Raw genomic sequence first — 19,945 nt, 5'->3', positions numbered from 1 at the left:
TGAATGATATGGGATTGGAGGAATTGAAGGAAAATTTTAAAAAGATAGGATTAAACCCTTTCATTCTATTTGAATTTTATTTGCAAATTTAAGTCGTTGTAAGGATTGGTTTTTGTCTCCCATTTGTATCTCAAATCTTTGAAACCATTGTAAAATAAGGAAAGTTATTATTGTATTGGGAAATAGACGGTCATTTTTTTGATTTTTGAAAACCTAGACCATATTCTGTTTCACTCGTTTTCTACATTCAGGCCTTCCAGTTTTTCCCCGTACAAAAGGGCAACCACAAAGTTTAAATGCCATGCTTTTTCAGACAGGATTTCTAACTGAAACTTGGTAATGTCATAGTTTTTAAAGTAACGGGCAGTGATGTAGGCTTCATCCAATAGTTTTAACAGATCCCGGTCTTCTTCCCTGTCCATATTAAAGATACGTCCAAGTTCCGGGGCAAAAGCCTTGATATGGGTTTGATGCTCCTTGATACTGTGACTTTTTATTTCTTTGCCCATGACAAGAAGCTCTGCATTACGGAACCATATTTCCATATATTGGTGCAGCATAAAGGCAGCCTGGGGAAAATTCTTGTTTTCCATGTAAAATGTGGCGCCTTCCATAAAAGCGCCTACGCGGCTAAGTTCGTTTTCAAAACCCAATGCCATGGCTTCTTTGGTGTCTTTATGTATTACAGGTACTTTCAGTCCTATATCAGTGTTGTCGCTTTTGTAGATTAGTTTGGAGGGATGACACCCATGGATAAAAAATAGATTTTCCTCCCTAAGTTGCTGTTGGGCATGTTCAAACGAAAATATGCGGTATAAGACATCTGTTTCTTCTTGAAATATTTTAGCAACCATAGAAGATAATCCTTGGGTTAAGGAAGGACTGGTTTCTTTTAAAACGATAATTAACAGCGATTTGCCGTAATCTTCAAACACAATGTCTAACTTGTAAATATATTTTACCTCAAGAAAAGTGGTAAGTTTATTTATGACCTGTTCTCTATTTGAATTCGTTTCTTGACCCATAACCTGAAAAATTAAGTTTATATATTCGGATATTTATTTCTTATAATCAGAACTAATATACATATAATAAGACAAAATAACAAATGTAAGTTTAGAAAATCGGAAAACTTTATCTTAAATGTTAACTTTATATACTGAAAACAGGACAAATACATGACAAAATTAGGACTCTACTTCGCTAAAAAATCAATAAACAGATCGGACGTGTCTCGCAAAACCGGCATTAGCAAAACACGATTAAGTGAACTTGCAAATAATACAACCACCCAATTGAAAGTGAAAGAGTTATACTTGATATCTCTTGCTATTGACGAAGACCCAGGTGAATTATTTAAGGAAGTGTGCAAAGACTATAAATTACCCAAAAAGTGATATAGTCGAAGTTATAAACTTGAAGGAGCAGGGAAATAGACAGTCATTTTTTTTTGCATTAGATGTTAAATCAAATGATTGTCGATAACTTTTAAAATCTTGTTTTCTTTATTATTACGTAGTTTTTTATTCTTTAAACTTTATTGAGTTTAGTATTTTAACGATCTCATTATAATTGTTTTCAATTACATTTTCATTGATACTGTCGAATGTCAGAGTGATAAATAACCGTTTGTTTTTATAGCCAAATTCGAAACGAAATTGATATAAGTTTTCATCCTTATAATTCAGAGCATAGACTACAGATTGATATTCAGAAATGTTTTTAATTTCGGCTTTGTGTCCGCTTTGTTCTATTTCCGATATCGATTCGTTTAAGTCAAAGACATAATTTTTGTCAGAATGCTGAAATGAGCTTATCTGTAAAATTCCGATATAATTTTTCAAGTTAATAAAATCCGAAATGGTTTTATTTCCAATCTTTCTTATTTGTCTCCAGTTCGGTCTAAATTTAATTGAAAAGTTATTTGATTCAAAAGAATCGACCTTTTTAGTTGTCAGATTATTGTATAAAATTCTATTCACAAACTTGGGGTCTAAATTACTTACTACAATTGGATATAGACAATTATTGTACATCCATACGATGCACCAAGATAGTAAATCTTATATTTTACTGGCTCAAATAATAGTTTATTTTTTAAGCGTTTTCAAACCTTTGGGTGGTGGTATTTTTTGTTAGTATGATAGTTACTGTAGTGTTAGTCTCTTATACATTTGTGAAATAAAAAACATTTACCGAAAGAAATTTCAGTAAAATATTAAAATCCTCAATTTCTTTTTTAACTTTAGAGTCTCCCTAAAAATGATTAATAATAGCGTCTCATAATAGCCGCTTTATTTGTTGTAATTAATTTAAAAAGTTACATTAAAATACAATAAGGGCTAGCCCAAAAGAATTATATGGAAAATTTATTAGAAATATTAGCCACTCCTAAACAAGTAGGGCTATTGATTGGAGCAGGTGTTTCAAAGGCTTGTGGATTACCGAATGTTGAAGACTTAACTAAAGATGTTAGAAAAAAAATTACCAATAAAAAATTCAATGAATTATTAGAGGAAACGGATAATGTAGAAACAATACTAAACAAGGTTCAACAATTAAAGTCATTAATTACTGGAGAAAAAAAACTAAATGATTTAACATTAGCAACAGTTCAAGATATTGAAAAGGAGATAAAAAAAACAATTTTTGAAAAGTTGTCCGTAGATCAACCAATTGATAAATTATCTGATTTAGTCGTTTGGTTAAATTTCATAAATGGTGAAGTTCAAAAAGAAATATTCTCGTTAAATTATGATTTACTTTTAGAAAAAGCCCTTGAAGGCAACAGTTTACCATACTTCTCTGGATTTATAGGAAATGTGAAGCCTTTTTTTGTTTCAGATTCAGTAGACGATTTTACTGGACTTCATGTTAAGCAAACTTGGACAAAATTATGGAAATTACATGGTTCTCTTAATTTTAAAAAATCTTCAACTGGACAAATATTTATTGAAAACAATATAGAATCTGAATATGAAAATTTATTAATTTATCCTTCAATGGATAAATATCTTTCATCAAGAAAAGCTCCATTTATTGCTTATATGGATAGATTTAGAAAGTATCTATTAATAAATGAAAAGGTGCTGCTTATTTTGGGGTATTCATTTTGCGATGACCATGTGAATGATATTATTATAAATGGGTTAAACAATAATTCAAGACTTTCTGTTTTTGCATTTTGTTATGATGAAAAAACACTAAATAAATGTATTGAAGTGTTAGGTAAATATCCCAATATTTCAGCTTATTCAGATAAATTGAAATTTGTCAACAAGACAAAAAGTGAATTTAAAAACAAAGACAACATTGGCGATTTTAATAATTTCATTACTGTTATAAATTCATTGGTCAATCAAAAGAAACCAGAAATAATTAATGAGATAACTAAATAATGGAAAAGGAATTTATTAACGGTAAAATAGGTAAGGTAATCGAAGTAAATTCGGAGAGAGTGATTATTGAAGTCAGTAATGAATTAAATAATTACAATGTTATTCATAAAGGTAATTTATATAGAATAGGGCAAGTTGGAAGTTTTGTTAAAATAATTAATGGATTATCCTGTCTTTATTGTGTTGTAGAATCCTTTTCAACATTTATGCAGTCGGGAGATAATATTATAAATAAAAAGGTAATTAATGTTACTCTCTTAGGTTTTAAAACTGTTGTAGGAGAATTTGAAAGTGGAGCTAAAATTACGCCAAGCATTGATGACTCGGCATACATTATTGATGAAGATGATGTTAATATCATTTTTAAATCAGATGTTAAATTTCCAATTAAAATAGGTGACAATTATTTTTCCAGCAGTTTACCTGTTTATATAAATTTAAATGAATTTATACTTAAACATTCACTTGTTGTGGGAAGTACAGGTAGTGGTAAATCAAATACTGTTGCCTATCTTCTCAATAATATTGTAACAGAATATCCCAGTTCAAGGGCAGTAATTATTGATATTCATGGTGAATACATGAATTATCTTAACAAAAATGCGACAGAATTTTCAGTATACAGTACGACCAATAAATTTATTATTCCGTACTGGATGCTTGATTTTGATACTTTATGTAAATTATTTGGGTTTCCAGTTAACTCAATATCTAATGCTACAGATTTATTTCGAGACCGAATTTTACAAATGAAAAAAGATTATGTCTCTGAAAATTACTTAACTGATAAAATTAGGGTTAATGATATTAATATAAATTCACCTATCCCTTTTTCTATAAAAGAAATTTGGTTGGAATTTTATAGTCGTGGCTACGGTACTTTTACTATTTCTGGGGAAAGAGAGCCTAAAAACTACGCCTATGAGACTGATGATGAAGGTAAAAATTTAATAGGAAATGCCGAAAAACTTGAAAAACCTTTGTTTAAAATATATAAGCCTGGTGGGCCTTTCAAATCAAACGAAACTAATTTTTGTGGGATTGCAGATTCTATATTAAATATTATGAGTAATGACGATTTTAGTTTTATGTTCGGTGATAATGAATTTATAAATGGTAAAAAGACAATTGAGGAATTGATTTTAAGTTGGATTGAAAATGATAGGCAAATTTCGATTTTGAATTTAAGTGGAATACCTTATAACATTCTTGATGTTGTAATTGGAATTATTTCAAATCTTCTATTCGATGTTATTTATTATTCATTGAAGATAAAGAAGCCTTTTGAAGGCAGACCCCTTTTAATTTGTTTTGAAGAAGCACATAAATATCTTAACTCAAATACACAAAACAGTTTTACTCAAAAATCAGTTGAAAGAATAATGAAAGAAGGTAGGAAATTTGGCATTGGAGCTATGATAATTTCACAAAGACCAGTTGAAATTCCTAATACTGTTATTTCTCAAGTTAGTACATTTATTGCACTTAGATTAACTAATAGTGATGATCAATCACAAGTTACTAAGTTTGCTCCTAATAATTTCTCAACATTTCTAAAATCATTACCCTCACTCGGAAATGGGGATGCTTTTGTAATAGGAGAATCAATGAAAATTCCAATGAAAGTAAAAATTCCATTGCTTGATTCTGTTAAATATATTGAATTTGATAAGAAAATAAGTATCTGGCAAAAAGCAAGAATAGAAAAACCTAGTTATACTAACACTATCGAAAGATGGATAAAAAAATAAAAATATGGAAAATTTAGATTGGATTGAAATTGGACATGATTCCGATAACATAATTAGAATTGCTCATTCAGGGCAAGATTTGTTTGTTGAATTTAAACCAAACGGAAGTGGTTATAAATATTATAATGTGCCATTTGAAATTCTTCAACGGATTTTAAATAAAGAATGTATAAGTAAAAGTAAAGGGAGACCATCATATGGTTCTACTTTGCATGTGTTAGTTAAAACTGAGGGTTATCAATGTGAGCAATATAAATAGATTTTAATTTTTAATCTGCATGCATTTTCCTAAAAATGATTAATATGAACAATGAAACCCAAATAAAATGCCCCAACTGTGGTACTTCCATTGATGTCCAAGATATTCTTGCACATCAATTAGAAGAAGAAATCAAGCAAAAGTATCAGTCCCAATTAGCGGAGGAAAAGAAGAAGTATGAAGCTGAACAAGAAAAATTGAAACAAGAAAAGCTTGATTTTGAACAAAAGAAAAAGCAGGAAAATGAATTGTTTCAAGAGCGTTTTGATAAAAAGATAAAAGAGGAAAGAAGTATTATTGAAGGCAAGTTAAAAGCAAAACTTCTGGAAGAACAATCGGAGCAATTTAGTGAGTTACAAAAAGAACTTAATGAAAAATCTGAGAAAATTAAGGAACTCAATAGAACTAAAGCTGAAATTGAAAAACTAAAACGAGAGAAAGCTGAGTTAAAAGAATCGGTGGAAGCAGAATCACAAAAACGTTTAAACGAAATTATTCTTCTAGAAAAAGAGAAAATACGGAAAGCTGAAGAAGATAAAAATGAGTTGCGTTTTAAGGAAATGCAAAAACAATTGGAAGACCAAAAAAAGCTTACTGAAGAAATGAAGCGTAAGCAAGAACAGGGATCCATGCAATTACAGGGTGAGGTTCAAGAACTGGCAATTGAAGAATGGTTGGCGATTCAGTTTCCATTAGACACGATTGAAGAAGTTAAAAAAGGAGCACGTGGGGGTGATTGTATTCAGATTGTGAACACCAGAACGGAACAAAATTGTGGTAAAATTTATTATGAAAGTAAGCGTACTAAAGATTTCCAACCTAGTTGGCTAGAAAAATTCAAAAATGACATTCGTGATAAAGGAGCAAATATTGGTGTTTTAGTAACTGAAGTAATGCCTTCCGATATGGACAGAATGGGTTTGAAGGATGGTATTTGGATTTGCAACTATGATGAGTTTAAAGGGCTTTGTAATGTGCTGCGTGAATCAATAGTCCAAGTAAACTTAGCAATAAGCTCACAAGAAAATAAAGGTGATAAAATGCATATGCTTTATGATTACTTAACCAGTAATCAGTTCAGAATGCAAATTGAGGCCATTGTTGAGGGATTTACTTCAATGAAAACGGCTTTGGATAGTGAGAAAAGAGCAATGCAGCGTATTTGGAAAGAACGTGAAAAACAAATCGAAAAGGTAACTGCAAACACTATTGATATGCACGCTTCTATTAAAGGAATCGCAGGAAATGCCATTCAATCAGTAAAAGCCTTGGAGTTACCGGGAATGGATGAAGAAGAACTAAATCAACGGAATTAGGACGAAGCGTATAAAAATATTTTTGACTAAAGTGTAAAAATGAAAATAAAATAGTGTGTTATGGAACTAATATTAAAAGACATCACATTTACGGGTGATATTCTTAATCAAATTAAAATCGCCGTTGCCAATGAAAGAACAACTGTAAAAGATTTAATCGCGGCTAGGGTGGAAGCAGAAGTTGAAGCTTACAATAATAAACTGCCTGAGTATTTTAATGGTTTGATACAACCCACGAATGCTGAAAAAACGTTAAATGGTTTTAAGCTTCGAGATAGAAAGCAAAAAATAGATATAGAAAAGCAAGTTTTAATTGCTTATGACGCTTTTCAAAAAAATGGTTATTTCATACTTATAGACGACCAGCAAGCAGATGATTTAGAACAAGAGGTTCTAGTAAATAAAAGTACTGAAATTAACTTCGTTAAATTAACACAATTAGTAGGAGGCTAAATTATGGGAATTAAAGAAAGTCTAAGTAATTTATTTGGTAAGCGTGAAAACCAAAATTATAAATCTAATAAAGAATTTGATAAAATACTTGATGAATTAGTTGAAGAATCCTATAAAGATGCCCAATTCAATAGTTATTTTTATAATGCCCCAATGGGAAAGTTAAAAGCTTATGCCCAAATTAAATCGTTGGATGCTACAACCAAGAAAGACATACTGTTTTATCTTATAGAGCCAATAAAAAGTTTTGAACTGATTACGAGAAAATCAGGAGGATATCAAGGACGCGAGCATATTTTTAAGAAAAAACATATTTATAACGAGCTGTTTAATCTGTTGATGCGTAGTAATCTAGATTTTTCTAATGATGAAATAATTCAACTAATTAAAGAGTTTAAGATTTCTGATGAAGCCCAGAATAAAAAATTTGTTGATTGGCCTATAGGTTTTTCTATTCAGCAAATAGAGAGAATTGTTAAAAAAGAAGGTCTTGCTGATGGTCTAAAGATTTTTTTAAATGATTTGCTTAGCTGGAAACAATTAAAGCAAACTAAATACTATTATGGCACTGATTTAGAAAAAGTGCGTGTTAAAATTGAAAAAATACTTTTTGAAAACACTAATGAATCAGGAAGCGTGGCTCCATATACACTTCCTGATGATAGATTATCACAAATTGTAAATCCGCAAATAGCCGCATTAAAAAAGGAGTCACAGGATTCATGGTTTTCTTTGTTTCATTTGTTTATGAAAGCGACGGGTGCAAAGCCCAACCAAAAATTTTTAAAAGAAACCAGTGATCTAATTAATGACATTGGGCTTCCCAAATATAAAAGTGTTGCCCAAGAATGGATAGAATTGTCAGCATCCTTAAAAACCATTGAAACACCCAAACAACATGTATATTCTGGAGGACAAGTTTATAATTACATAAGTCATGAATTTTTAAATGAGAAGAATCTAATTTTTTTAAAAGGGTTGGTTTGGAGTATGTCCAAATTTCACGATTCGCATACCCTTAATGTCATTGCTAAATTAGCTGAACGTTGTTTTGAAAAAATCCCTGGTGTGGGACCAACAGCGGCAGGCGTTGGAAATGCCTGTATTTATACCTTAGGCAATACGAAAGGATTAGAAGGAATCAGTCATTTATCAAGATTAAAGCTTAGGATTAAACAGAATAATACAAAAGGAATCATTGAGAAGTACATAGAGTCTTCTTCTGTTAAACTAGGAGTTTCAACCTCGGAAATAGAAGAATTATCCATACCAGATTTTGGTTTGGTAGATGGTTGCAAAACCTATTTGTTTGATGACTATACATTAGGAATAGAAATAAAGGCTTTGGGAAAAGTTTTGCTTACATGGAAAAAGCCAGATGGAACTACACAGAAAACAGAGCCAACATTTATAAAATCCTCGGCAAAACATAAACAAACCTTAAAACAAGCAAAAGAAACAATCGTACAAATAAAAAAATATTTAACAGCCCAAAGAGATAGAATAGATAGGTTGTATTTGTATGAAAGAGTATGGGCATATGAGAAATTCGAGAAGTTTTATTTGAATCATGGACTGGTTAGTTTTATTGCAAAAAACTTGATTTGGAGTTTTAAAAAGGATGGAATAGAAGAAACAGGATTATGGATTGAAGATAAATGGAATGATGTTCATGGTAACGAATTAACAAGTATTGATAGCCATACAGAAGTAAGATTATGGCATCCCATTTATGCGAGCATAGATGATGTTTTGGCATGGAGAAATAGACTAGAAGTATTGCAAATACAACAGGGATTGAAGCAAGCATATCGAGAAGTGTATATTTTGACAGATGCAGAGCTCAATACAAAATCCTATAGTAATAGAATGGCAGCACATTTATTAAAGCAACATCAATTTAATGCTCTCACAGGCATTAGGGGGTGGAGATATTCATTGATGGGAGCTTATGATGATGGTAGGGATGCAGATATAGCTTCTATTTCGCTTAAAGAACATGATTTGGAAGCCCAGTTTTGGATTAATGAGGTGAATGCAGATGATGCTTTTAATGATGCTGGGATTTGGAATTATGTCGCAACCGATCAAGTACGTTTTGTAAATAATGAAAATGAAGTTGTAGATTTAATTGATATACCAAAGATTGTGCTTTCAGAAGTAATGCGGGATGTTGATTTGTTTGTTGGTGTGGCTAGTGTGGGTAATGACCCAGAATGGCGGGATAATGGTGGTTTGCCACAATACCGAGATTATTGGACAAGTTACTCGTTTGGAGAATTAACAGAAGTAGCAAAAACAAGAAAAGAAATCCTTGAAAAATTAGTACCTAGATTGAAAATAGCAAAAGTGGCGTCTTTTGAAGGGAAGTTCTTGAAAATCAAAGGAAAGAAAAGAGTGTATAAAATTCATATTGGGAGTACAAATATACTAATGGAACCTAATGATCAGTATCTATGTATTGTTCCGGCTAGAGGTAAGGATACTAATACCGATAATATATTTTTGCCTTTTGAAGGCGATAGAGGTCTTTCGTTAGTTTTAAGTAAGGCGTTTTTACTAGCCGATGACGATAAAATTACGGATACAACTATTTTAACTCAAATTAATAGAAAATAAGAAAATCCAATCGAAGCCAATACATTGAATTTATTTAAAATGATTTTCGGTTAGTTTTTTGTCCAAAAAGCATAACTTTAGGTGATTATAATCGCCAAAAGTTATGCTTAATAGAGCTATACATAAAACTTTAAATGAAAAGATAAACTCTGCCAAGGCTGTCATTTTAATTGGTCCAAGAGAAGTGATATTTGGAATGGTTGCCGCTCGTTATAATGAGTCTACTTTTTTAGTAAATGAGTACAATTTCTCCAGTACTCCTCCTTTCCACATTCAAAGGGTTACAGTACCTCCCATGATTATTTACAAAAACATTAGTGCATTAAAAAGCACTTTTTCTATGTTTTTTTGCGTCTTTAATGTAATAGTGTAGGAGGCCAGTCTTCTAAAAAGTCCTTTAAATTTAATTTATCAGGTTTTGCTTGTCGAAACCGATATTGATTACCAGCAAGTCAAAATATTTTAACTATCTCAATATGAACATAGAACTGGACTTTTCAGACAACCTCTTCGTTGTTTGAATGAATCTATCATAAACCTGACCCCACATTTTATATCAAGATAAAACTATCTGGAATGGCTTTCTTGTTAGTTGAAGCTGTTAAAATATAATTCAAAAATAATTCAGAATAATCTTTGGTTTATTAGAAATAGAAAATATATTTGCACCTTATTTTAAATCAGTCTAAATAAATATAAATGAAAATTATTACACTAACTACCGCTTTATTATTATCATTCTATGCCGGTTCCCAAGGGATAAAAGGGAAGGTTACCGACGAACATAACCAACCTCTCTTTGGAGCTACCGTTTATATTGCAGAACTGCAGCAAGGCACAACAACAGATTATGATGGAAATTATGAACTATCCCATGTTAAAGAAGGCACTTGGAAAGTAACCTTTAGAATGTTGGGATACCAAACCCAAACAGAAAGTTTCTCGTTCATACGGAATGGCACAATTTCACATACAGCGATATTAAAGGAAGATTTAAATAATTTGGACGAAGTTGTTGTCTCGGCAAGTAGACGTTCAGAATACCTTTCGGAAATCCCAGCCTCGGTAACAGTTGTTAATGAAGTTAAACTCCAGGAATTATCAAATTCCACAACAAACATTAGTGACATATTGGAGTTTACAGTGCCTGGATTGGCTGTTTCTACGGGTACGTTTTCCAACTGGGGACAAACGTTACGTGGACGTTCGCTTTTGGTAATGGTCGATGGTATTCCACAATCTACACCGTTAAGAAATGGGCAATTGGGAATAAAATCAATAAGCCCAAATGATATCAGTAGGGTCGAGGTTATTAAAGGCGCCACATCCATATTTGGTAATGGAGGTAATGGCGGTTTTATTAATTACATAACCAAAAAGCCCAATGCTACTAAAAAAATAGAGGGCACAACGAATGTTTGGGGCACATCAAACTTAGCAAAAACAAACGATGCCTTAGGTTTTGGAGTGTATCAATCCTTAAATGGTAATTTGGATAGGTTTAATTACTATATAAGTGGGAGTTATGAAAAAACAGGTAATAAATATGATGCTGATGGTGTCGTCATTCTTCCGACTTACGGACTTGACAACACACATATTTACAGTACGCTAGCAAAATTAGAATATCAAATTGCTGATAATCAAAAAATCACCTTAGCCGGAAATTTATACAAATCTGCTCAAGACACCCCTTTTATTCCTGTTCCTGCGGAATTTGAGGTTTTTAACGAGGAAGGTGATTATTCGCTAACAGCCGGTTATGGTGTTGAAGGTTCTGTTGAAGGACAAGAACCAACAGGGACAACACTTATAAATGGTCAATTGAAATATAACCTAAACCAAATTTTTTCCGGTACTACAGATTTTACGACGGATCTCTATTATCAAAATACAGAAAACATTTTCTTTTATTCCGATAAATTCGAAAATGGCGGGCAATCTGTTATCAATGCTGAAAAGTATGGGCTTAGACCTAATTTCAATACAAGCATTAATACCAATAGTTCCGTGGATGTTTCTTTAACCTATGGTGTCGATTTACTTAAAGATAGAACCAATCAAGGCCTTTTAGATGGTAGATTATGGGTACCAAATACCGAAATGTTGAGTTGGGCGCCTTATCTACAATCTACTTTGAAATTTGACAATAAATGGGTGGTTAAAGCAGGTCTAAGATATGATGATATGAATATAGATATTGCAGATTACAACACGCTGCCTTATTCTCCTCTAGGGGATGGAAATTACAATCCTTCGGTTGCCGTTGAAGGCGGTAAAATTGGATTTGACAACCTAGCATTTAATGTAGGATTGCGTTTTGTAGAACACCAAGAATTTATTCCTTATGTAAGCTACTCACAAGGATTTTCTATTGCCGATTTAGGTTCTGTTTTACGTTCTGCGACTGCCGATAATATAAATGACATTCAGTTAGAGCCTGCAGTAACCAAAAACTATGAATTTGGATTTTTATCGAAATTCAATAATTTTAAATTAGAGGCAGTAGGCTATTACAGTACCTCCAACTTAGGAACAGGTGTTGTTTTTGATGAAAACACCAACGCTTTTGTGCCTTCCAAACAACCACAGAACATTTATGGTGGCGAAGTAGCCATTGATTATATTTCAAACAGCAATGCATTACAGATAGGTACATCTTATTCATACGTGGAAGGTGTAACACATAGTGCTGCAAATAAAAATACGTTGACCTATTTGGGAGGTGATGTTATTGCCGCACCAAAATGGACTGCTTATGTTACTTGGAAACCTACTGAAAAAATCAATACGTCTTTGCGAATGACCAATTTGGGGGATAGAAAACGATTTGATCCGTATTTGAATGCCAACGACGATTATACATACAGACACACGCAATTTCCTGTTACAGGCTATACCTTGCTTAATTTTTCTATAGCTTATCAATTACAGTCCAATATGTCTGTTGCTTTAGGAGTCAATAACTTATTGAATGCATATTACCTTCCAGCTAGATCGCAATGGGCAGCGCCTTTAAGATCATTTACAGGTGCAGGAGAAGGCACCAATGCCAAACTAAGTATACATTATAATTTTTAATATTAACCAAACCAATGCTAGTAAAATATGCTAGCATTGGTTTTTTATAGATTCCATCCTATAACAATGCTATCCTTTAATACAACAATACGGAAAATCCATCTTTGGCTAGGGCTTACTTGCGGACTTATTGCATCCTTCTCAGGGCTTACAGGTTCTCTATATGTTTGGCAGCCAGAAATAACAGCAGCCCTTAATCCCGAATTATTAAAAGTTGAAAACGTAGAAAATATTAAAGAGGTAACCATTTTAAAATCTGTTGTATCTTTAATTGAAACCCACAAGGATAGTTTAAATAAAATTTTTCTTCCCTATCGGGAGCAGCAAACCATAGCCATTCAGTTTAAAAATGGCAAAACAAATTACTACCATCCAGTAACCAGTGAATTTTTAGGTGAAAAATCGGCATCTATATCATTTTTTGAAAACTTACTAAATCTGCACCGTACTTTGGGAATTCCCCAAATAGGCAAGTACATTATAGGCACCAGTGCCATCATATTTTTTATAATCCTAATAACTTCTGGCGTTTATATTTGGTGGAAAGCCTATGCCAACAACTTGAAAAAAGGATTTAAAGTAAAATGGAAGGCAAAGAAAAAGAAGTTTAACTTCGATTTACACAAAGCATTAGGAATCTATTTTTTCATTCCACTTATTATCATTGCTTTTACGGGTTCTTATTTTACCTATAATGCCGTTTATAAATCAGCTTTAAAAGTCTTTGATAACCCAAATACACACTTAATTAACCAACAAAAAAACAAAAACTTTTCAACCCTAAATGAAACCTTATTAAACTCCAATGAAAAATATGCTTTACGAGCTATTTATTTCCCTAAAGACAAATCAGGCATGTATCGAATCAGATACATAAAGGACCGTTTTATAAAAGCGGGTTATCGAAAAACAAAAGAGGTAGAAATTAATGAAAAAGGAGACATAACAACTTTATCAGATTTTAGGTTTGATTCCAACAGCAATCGTATAGTAGCACAATTCTATCCCATTCATATCGGGGAAATCGCAGGTATTTGTGGTAGAATTTTGGTTTTTATTTCTGGGATGGTACCTCTGGTTTTACTTATTACCGGTTTTAGAATATATAGATTAAAAAAAAATAAAGGTTTAAAGAAAAAGTAAAGATAATTTGGCGGCAAAACAATAAGGGAGATTAATATCCGTGAAGACTAAAACAATTTTAAAAAGATGATTAGTCTAAAGAATTCCTCAGGGCTAGCCCCAGGGTTCCCACATTGACCTCTCCTCGAGGAGAGGCCAAAACTGTTAGGTAGTTTTGTGTGCCGGTCATGAATAAATGTCAGTTTTTGTGTCTTTTTAGGACAAAATGAAATGAACAAAATAGCCTCATGGCTCTGCTGAGGATTACTCATTTCAATAAATTTTTTCATTCAGATTTTTTAAACTTCTGTTAAACAAATGCAGTAATTGTTAAAATTTTGTACTTTTACAGTAATATGCAACAGGTATTCCATAAAATAATGTCCATTTTTATGTCATTCGTAGTATTGTTTTCTACGATGTCATTTACTATTGACATGCACTATTGTGGTGATACGTTGATGGATACAGCAATTTTCCATAAAGCCAAAACCTGTGGCATGGAAATTCAAAAAACGGCGGCCAGTTCATGTTCTATAGTAAAAAAAGGTTGCTGTAAAGAAGAACAAATTGTTGTAAAAGGTCAAGACGAGTTAAAAATAGCGTTTGAAAAACTGTCATTTGACCAACAAATTTTTGTAGCTTCATTTGTTTATTCTTATGTAAACCTTTTTGAATACATTGAGGAAAAGGCATATACAATTTCAGAATATCCCCCTCCGCTCATAGTCAAGAACATCTATAAGCTCGACGAGACTTATTTAATTTGATTTTTAAACATTAGACCATGTTTCCAGTTGCGATTGCTTCTTGGATAATTTGTTGTTTTTGGTGTTCTCATTACACCCATGTCTAACGGTTTAATAATCAAATTACATGTTAAATAAAATCATAAAATATTTTCTAGAGAACAAATTAATTACCGTTCTTATCTTAATCACTTTTATTGTATGGGGTGTATCCACATCGCCATTCAATTGGAATACTGGGTTTTTGCCAAAAGATTCGGTTCCTGTTGATGCCATTCCAGATTTAGGTGAAAACCAACAAATAGTTTTTACTGAATGGATAGGGAGATCACCACAGGATATTGAAGATCAGATTACCTATCCACTCACAACCTCCCTTCTAGGAATACCAAATGTAAAATCCATTAGAAGCTCTTCCATGTTTGGTTTTTCTAGCATATATATCATTTTCGAAGAAAAGGTCGATTTCTATTGGTCTCGATCTAGAGTTTTGGAAAAGTTAAATTCATTGCCAAACAATTTATTACCCGAAGATGTGAAGCCAGCTCTAGGACCAGATGCTACGGCATTGGGGCAAGTATATTGGTACACCATAGAAGGTCGAGATGATAAAGGAAATGTTACTGGTGGTTGGGATTTGGATGAATTGCGCTCTGTTCAAGACTACTACGTAAAATACGCCTTAAATGGTGTTTCTGGGGTTTCAGAAGTGGCCTCTGTTGGTGGTTATATAAAAGAATATCAAATTGATGTCAATCCAGACGCCTTAAAAGCTTATAATATTGGCATTGATATGGTCATGAAGGCTGTTAAAAATTCCAATCGCGATATAGGGGCTAAAACCATTGAAATCAATAAAGCGGAATATTTTATTCGCGGACTTGGGTATATAAAATCTACTCAAGATTTAGAGAATACAGTCGTTAGTGTTACCAACAACAAACCCATTCTTATTAAGGATGTAGCCCATGTGGGTTTGGGACCAGCAACCCGAAGAGGGGTTTTGGATAAAGGTGGCGCCGAAGTTGTTGGAGGGGTTGTTGTGGCTCGGTATGGTTCAAATCCTTTAGAAGTCATCAATAGCGTAAAAGCTAAAATAAAAGAGTTTTCAACAGGGTTACCTAAAAAAACGTTGGCTGATGGAACAACAAGTCAACTCACCATTGTTCCTTTTTATGACCGTACCAAACTCATTGAGGAAACCATTAGCACTTTGGAAACGGCATTGTCGCACGAGATTCTCATTAGTATTATCGTTGTTCTTGTTCTTATGATGAATTTAAGGGCTTCTTTTATTATTTCCAGTTTATTGCCTGTTGGCGTACTCATGACATTCATTATTATGCGTTATACGGGCGTAGATGCCAATGTGGTGGCATTGTCTGGTATTGCCATAGCCATTGGTGTTATGGTCGATATAGGGATTGTATTTGTTGAAAATATCATTCGACATTTAGAAATGCCCGAAAACCACGGCGTAAAGGGTAAAGAATTGATGCATGTTATTTATGTTGCGACCAAGGAAGTAGCATCGGCCATCACAACGGCTTTGGCAACAACAGTAGTAAGTTTTATTCCTGTTTTCGCCATGGTAGGAGCCGAGGGAAAATTATTCAGACCACTTGCGTTTACAAAAACATTTGCCCTATTGGGAGCTTTCGTCTTAGGCATTGTTGTGTTGCCAGCTTTAGCACATTTCGTTTTTGGTATCAATTACGATAAAAAGAAGGTTAAAAGAACCTGGGGTATTATATTAATTGTTGGCGGATTGCTATTGACAATTTATATGCACATTTGGCTCCCATTAGTATTGTGTGTTTTAGGTTTCAATTCACTGTTTGAACATAAACTGCCAATTAAATTCAACAAATATTCCAACTATATCAATATAGGGTTGACCTTATTTATTGCCACATTTTTCTTGGCTGAAGAATGGATGCCACTAGGACCACAAAATCACCTTATTGTAAATTATGTATTTGTACTGGTACTAATTGGAGCCATTTTAGGAATGCTGTTAACCATTGTCCATTTTTACGAACCTGTTTTAAAATGGTGTTTGAACAATAAAGGTAAGTTTATGTTGATTCCGCTTTTCACCCTGTTGTTTGGTGTTTTCATTTGGTTGGGATTTGATAGTGTTTTCGGATTTGCTTCCAAAGGATTTGAAAAAATGGGATGGAACATCAAGGAAACAAAAGCCTGGTCTTCAATTTCCAAAACATTTCCAGGTATTGGATCCGAGTTTATGCCAACCCTGAACGAGGGATCATTTCTGTTAATGCCTTCAGCCATGCCACATACCGGATTGGAAGAAAGCAAAAACACCGTCCAGAAATTGGATATGCTGTTGGCCAATATTCCAGAGGTTGACATTGCTGTTGGTAAGTTGGGAAGAGTGGAAAGTGCCATTGATCCTGCGCCTATTTCCATGTTTGAAAACATTATCAATTATAAACCGGAATTTATAGAAACCTATAATGGAAAACCTATTCGATTTAAAGTTAGTAAAGATGATAAGTTTATTCTTAAAAATGGAAAGGAACTAACAAACGATGAAGCCTTACATCAGAGTATCACTGAAAAAGATTTAGTTCCTGATGATACTGGTGAGTTTTTTAGAAACTGGAGGTCACAAATTAAAAGCTCAGATGATATTTGGAAAGAAATAGTCAAGGTTTCAAATCTGCCAGGAGTAACATCAGCACCAAAATTACAGCCTATAGAAACGCGTTTGGTCATGTTACAGACCGGTATGCGTGCTCCAATGGGAATTAAGGTATATGGACCCGATTTAAAGACTATTCAAGATTTTGGTTTTGAGTTGGAAGGTATATTAAAACAAGTACCTTCTGTTAAAACGGAAGCCGTTTTTGCCGATAGAATTGTAGGGAAACCTTATTTACAAATGAATATTAACCGTTCTGCCATTGCCCGTTATGGTTTAAGTGTGGAAAAGGTTCAGCAAGTCATAGAAACAGCTGTTGGAGGTATGAAAATCACATCAACGGTTGAAGGCAGGGAACGTTATCCTGTTAGGGTGAGATATCCAAGGGAATTGCGTGATGACCCTGAGAAAATCAAAAAAATATTGGTTCCAACACCAACGGGTGTACAAGTGCCGTTAGGTGAACTGGTTAGTTTGGAATTTGTTCGTGGTCCCCAAATTATAAAAAGCGAAGAAACCTTTTTGGTAGGGTATGTATTATTCGACAAAAAAGAAACATTCGCCGAAGTTGATGTGGTTAATGATGCCCAAAAGTTGATAGAAGACAAGATTGATGCAGGAGAATTGTTAGTTCCAAAAGGTGTGAGTTATAAGTTTTCCGGTAGTTATGAAAACCAAATTCGAGCAGTCAAAAAACTGTCTATTGTTATCCCAATAAGTTTGGTTATAATATTTCTGCTCTTGTACTTTCAATTTAAAACGGTCATTGCATCATCCATCCATTTTTCTGGCGTATTTGTTGCTTTTGCGGGTGGCTTTATTATGTTATGGCTCTACGGACAGGATTGGTTTTTGAATTTCTCCATAGCCGACGTCAACATGCGGCATTTATTTCAGATTCATCCAATCAATTTAAGCGTTGCCGTTTGGGTTGGGTTTATCGCCCTATTCGGAATAGCAACGGATGATGGTGTTATTATGGGCACCTACATCCACCAAGTTTTTGAAGAGAAACAACCTGAAACAATAGTAGGCGTGAGAGAAGCTGTTTTAGTTGCTGGTAAAAAACGGGTAAGACCCGCAATGATGACCGCCGCTGTTGCCATCATCGCTTTGCTTCCTGTGCTAACCTCAACAGGTAAAGGCGCCGATATTATGATACCAATGGCGATTCCTGTATTTGGGGGGATGATTATTCAGCTTATGACCATGTTTGTGGTACCCGTTTTACAAGCTTTTTGGAGAGAATCCGTAATTAAACGCAATTAATAATGAAGACAATAGGTGAATATAAAATATTGAAGTTAAGATGTTTAACTTTTATTGTGGTTCTTTGTTCAATAAGCAGTATTGGTCAAACATTACAGGATTATTTAAGCACAGCGTCTCAAAATAATCCTGAGATACAATCTGCTTATAATGAATTTGAAGCTGCTTTGCAAAAAGCACCACAAGTAAGTTCATTACCAGATCCAAGTTTGACCATGAGTGCTTTTGGCCGTATGATAGAAACTAGGGTAGGAGCCCAAGAAGCCCGATTTAGTCTGATGCAAATGTTTCCTTGGTTTGGCACGCTTGAAGCTAAAGAACATGCCGCCAATTTAATGGCTGAGGCTACTTTTCAAAAGTATTTGGATTCAAAAAATGACGTTTTTTTAAAGATTAAAAAAACCTATGCAGAACTTTATGAAATCAATACAATAATCCAGCTAGAAGAGGAAAATCTTCAAATATTGGATAACTATAGAGAACTAGCTTTGAGTAAGTTTAAAAGTGGTAAAGGTGCCATGGTAGACGTTGTGAGAATCGATATAAAAAGAAACGACAGTGAAACCAAAATCCAATTATTGAAAGATCAAAACCTACCGCTACAAATCGAGTTTAATAGTTTGTTGAATAGGGATTTAGACGAAATGGTTACTATTCCGAATTCCTTGCCACTGGTTGAAAATGATGTACCCTTAGAAAGAGATAGTTTATTTGTTTTCAACCCAAAACTAATGGGATTAGACAAAAAGATTGAATCTTTTGAAGCACAAAAAAAGGTGGTCAAAAAAGAAGGGTATCCCATGGTAGGAATTGGTTTGGATTATTCCATCATTTCAAAACGAGATGTTCCCGATTTGGAAATGAACGGACAAGATGCCATTATGCCTATGCTTTCGGTGACACTGCCCATTTTTAGAAAAAAATACCATGCTAAGCAAAAAGAAATCGACTTTATGTTACAAGCCATTCATTATGAAAAACAAGCTGTAAAAAACAATTTGCAAACGTCGTATAGTATGGCCAATTATAATATTTCGAAAGCTAAAACTTTAAAAGAATTGTATAAAAAGCAAACTGAAAGTACAAAACAAGCCATGTCGTTATTAATAGCGGCTTATAGTAATTCAGGAACTGATTTTGAGGAAATTTTAAGGATGAACCAAGATTTATTAATGCTTCAAACTGCAACGGTTTCAGCAAATAAAAATCAATTTATTGCACAATCGACACGAGATTATTTAATTTCTAAACAGGAATAAG

Annotated in this window: 14 protein-coding genes; 12 read left to right on the top strand and 2 right to left on the bottom strand. The window is 33.4% G+C overall.

Annotated features, from left to right (window positions below):
• Positions 1-230: 230 nt before the first annotated feature.
• Positions 231-1,025, bottom strand: coding sequence for a HEPN domain-containing protein (locus tag ACGLWY_RS06905; RefSeq protein ID WP_396618943.1), 795 nt, complete (start codon positions 1,023-1,025; stop codon positions 231-233).
• A 153-nt stretch (positions 1,026-1,178) separates the two neighbouring features.
• On the opposite strand from ACGLWY_RS06905, the gene ACGLWY_RS06900 reads away from it, so the two are divergent.
• A complete protein-coding gene (locus ACGLWY_RS06900) occupies positions 1,179-1,397 on the top strand; it encodes a helix-turn-helix domain-containing protein (RefSeq protein WP_396618942.1) in 219 nt (72 codons plus the stop codon).
• A 126-nt stretch (positions 1,398-1,523) separates the two neighbouring features.
• Here ACGLWY_RS06900 and ACGLWY_RS06895 read toward each other — a convergent pair whose 3' ends face one another.
• The gene (locus ACGLWY_RS06895; RefSeq protein WP_396618941.1) at positions 1,524-1,982 is read right to left on the bottom strand and encodes a hypothetical protein; all 459 of its coding nucleotides are present in this window, start codon (positions 1,980-1,982) and stop codon (positions 1,524-1,526) included.
• Positions 1,983-2,360: 378 nt separating this feature from the next.
• On the opposite strand from ACGLWY_RS06895, the gene ACGLWY_RS06890 reads away from it, so the two are divergent.
• The 11 genes from ACGLWY_RS06890 to ACGLWY_RS06840 all read left to right on the top strand — a co-directional run bounded on the left by ACGLWY_RS06890 (position 2,361) and on the right by ACGLWY_RS06840 (position 19,944).
• On the top strand, positions 2,361-3,398 hold the full coding sequence (locus ACGLWY_RS06890) for an SIR2 family protein (RefSeq protein ID WP_396618940.1): 1,038 nt from the start codon (positions 2,361-2,363) through the stop codon (positions 3,396-3,398).
• Positions 3,398-5,149 carry an ATP-binding protein gene (locus ACGLWY_RS06885; RefSeq protein WP_396618939.1) on the top strand — a complete coding sequence of 584 codons (1,752 nt, stop codon included), beginning with the start codon at positions 3,398-3,400 and terminating at the stop codon, positions 5,147-5,149. Before ACGLWY_RS06890 ends, ACGLWY_RS06885 begins: the two co-directional genes overlap by 1 nt.
• Before the next feature lie 4 nt (positions 5,150-5,153).
• Entirely contained in the window at positions 5,154-5,408 is a 255-nt protein-coding gene (locus tag ACGLWY_RS06880) for a KTSC domain-containing protein (protein ID WP_396618938.1), read from the top strand.
• Between the two features lie 44 nt (positions 5,409-5,452).
• Positions 5,453-6,724 carry a DUF2130 domain-containing protein gene (locus ACGLWY_RS06875; RefSeq protein ID WP_396618937.1) on the top strand — a complete coding sequence of 424 codons (1,272 nt, stop codon included), beginning with the start codon at positions 5,453-5,455 and terminating at the stop codon, positions 6,722-6,724.
• A 60-nt stretch (positions 6,725-6,784) separates the two neighbouring features.
• Entirely contained in the window at positions 6,785-7,177 is a 393-nt protein-coding gene (locus tag ACGLWY_RS06870) for a hypothetical protein (RefSeq protein WP_396618936.1), read from the top strand.
• Positions 7,178-7,180: 3 nt separating this feature from the next.
• Positions 7,181-9,796, top strand: coding sequence for a DUF4132 domain-containing protein (locus ACGLWY_RS06865; RefSeq protein ID WP_396618935.1), 2,616 nt, complete (start codon positions 7,181-7,183; stop codon positions 9,794-9,796).
• Positions 9,797-10,495: 699 nt separating this feature from the next.
• A complete protein-coding gene (locus tag ACGLWY_RS06860) occupies positions 10,496-12,877 on the top strand; it encodes a TonB-dependent receptor (RefSeq protein ID WP_396618934.1) in 2,382 nt (793 codons plus the stop codon).
• A 66-nt stretch (positions 12,878-12,943) separates the two neighbouring features.
• Positions 12,944-14,020 carry a PepSY-associated TM helix domain-containing protein gene (locus ACGLWY_RS06855; RefSeq protein WP_396618933.1) on the top strand — a complete coding sequence of 359 codons (1,077 nt, stop codon included), beginning with the start codon at positions 12,944-12,946 and terminating at the stop codon, positions 14,018-14,020.
• A 335-nt stretch (positions 14,021-14,355) separates the two neighbouring features.
• Positions 14,356-14,769: an HYC_CC_PP family protein gene (locus ACGLWY_RS06850; protein WP_396618932.1), complete on the top strand. Its 414-nt coding sequence runs from the start codon at positions 14,356-14,358 to the stop codon at positions 14,767-14,769.
• Positions 14,770-14,875: 106 nt separating this feature from the next.
• On the top strand, positions 14,876-18,685 hold the full coding sequence (locus tag ACGLWY_RS06845; protein WP_396618931.1) for an efflux RND transporter permease subunit: 3,810 nt from the start codon (positions 14,876-14,878) through the stop codon (positions 18,683-18,685).
• A gap of 2 nt (positions 18,686-18,687) precedes the next feature.
• Entirely contained in the window at positions 18,688-19,944 is a 1,257-nt protein-coding gene (locus tag ACGLWY_RS06840; protein WP_396618930.1) for a TolC family protein, read from the top strand.
• Position 19,945 lies beyond the last annotated feature (1 nt).

Origin of the sequence: Mariniflexile sp. HMF6888 (genome assembly GCF_044335535.1) — a bacterium.
GTDB lineage: Bacteria > Bacteroidota > Bacteroidia > Flavobacteriales > Flavobacteriaceae > Mariniflexile.
This window is presented reverse-complemented; position numbering and strand designations above follow the sequence as displayed.

Coding starts and splice junctions, on each gene's coding strand:
- ACGLWY_RS06855 (WP_396618933.1), top strand. CDS start 12,944: ATGCTATCCTTTAATACAACAATACGGAAAATCCATCTTTGGCTAGGG.
- ACGLWY_RS06890 (WP_396618940.1), top strand. CDS start 2,361: ATGGAAAATTTATTAGAAATATTAGCCACTCCTAAACAAGTAGGGCTA.
- ACGLWY_RS06880 (WP_396618938.1), top strand. CDS start 5,154: ATGGAAAATTTAGATTGGATTGAAATTGGACATGATTCCGATAACATA.
- ACGLWY_RS06850 (WP_396618932.1), top strand. CDS start 14,356: ATGCAACAGGTATTCCATAAAATAATGTCCATTTTTATGTCATTCGTA.
- ACGLWY_RS06875 (WP_396618937.1), top strand. CDS start 5,453: ATGAACAATGAAACCCAAATAAAATGCCCCAACTGTGGTACTTCCATT.
- ACGLWY_RS06870 (WP_396618936.1), top strand. CDS start 6,785: ATGGAACTAATATTAAAAGACATCACATTTACGGGTGATATTCTTAAT.
- ACGLWY_RS06865 (WP_396618935.1), top strand. CDS start 7,181: ATGGGAATTAAAGAAAGTCTAAGTAATTTATTTGGTAAGCGTGAAAAC.
- ACGLWY_RS06840 (WP_396618930.1), top strand. CDS start 18,688: ATGAAGACAATAGGTGAATATAAAATATTGAAGTTAAGATGTTTAACT.
- ACGLWY_RS06845 (WP_396618931.1), top strand. CDS start 14,876: ATGTTAAATAAAATCATAAAATATTTTCTAGAGAACAAATTAATTACC.
- ACGLWY_RS06885 (WP_396618939.1), top strand. CDS start 3,398: ATGGAAAAGGAATTTATTAACGGTAAAATAGGTAAGGTAATCGAAGTA.
- ACGLWY_RS06900 (WP_396618942.1), top strand. CDS start 1,179: ATGACAAAATTAGGACTCTACTTCGCTAAAAAATCAATAAACAGATCG.
- ACGLWY_RS06860 (WP_396618934.1), top strand. CDS start 10,496: ATGAAAATTATTACACTAACTACCGCTTTATTATTATCATTCTATGCC.
- ACGLWY_RS06905 (WP_396618943.1), bottom strand. CDS start 1,025: ATGGGTCAAGAAACGAATTCAAATAGAGAACAGGTCATAAATAAACTT.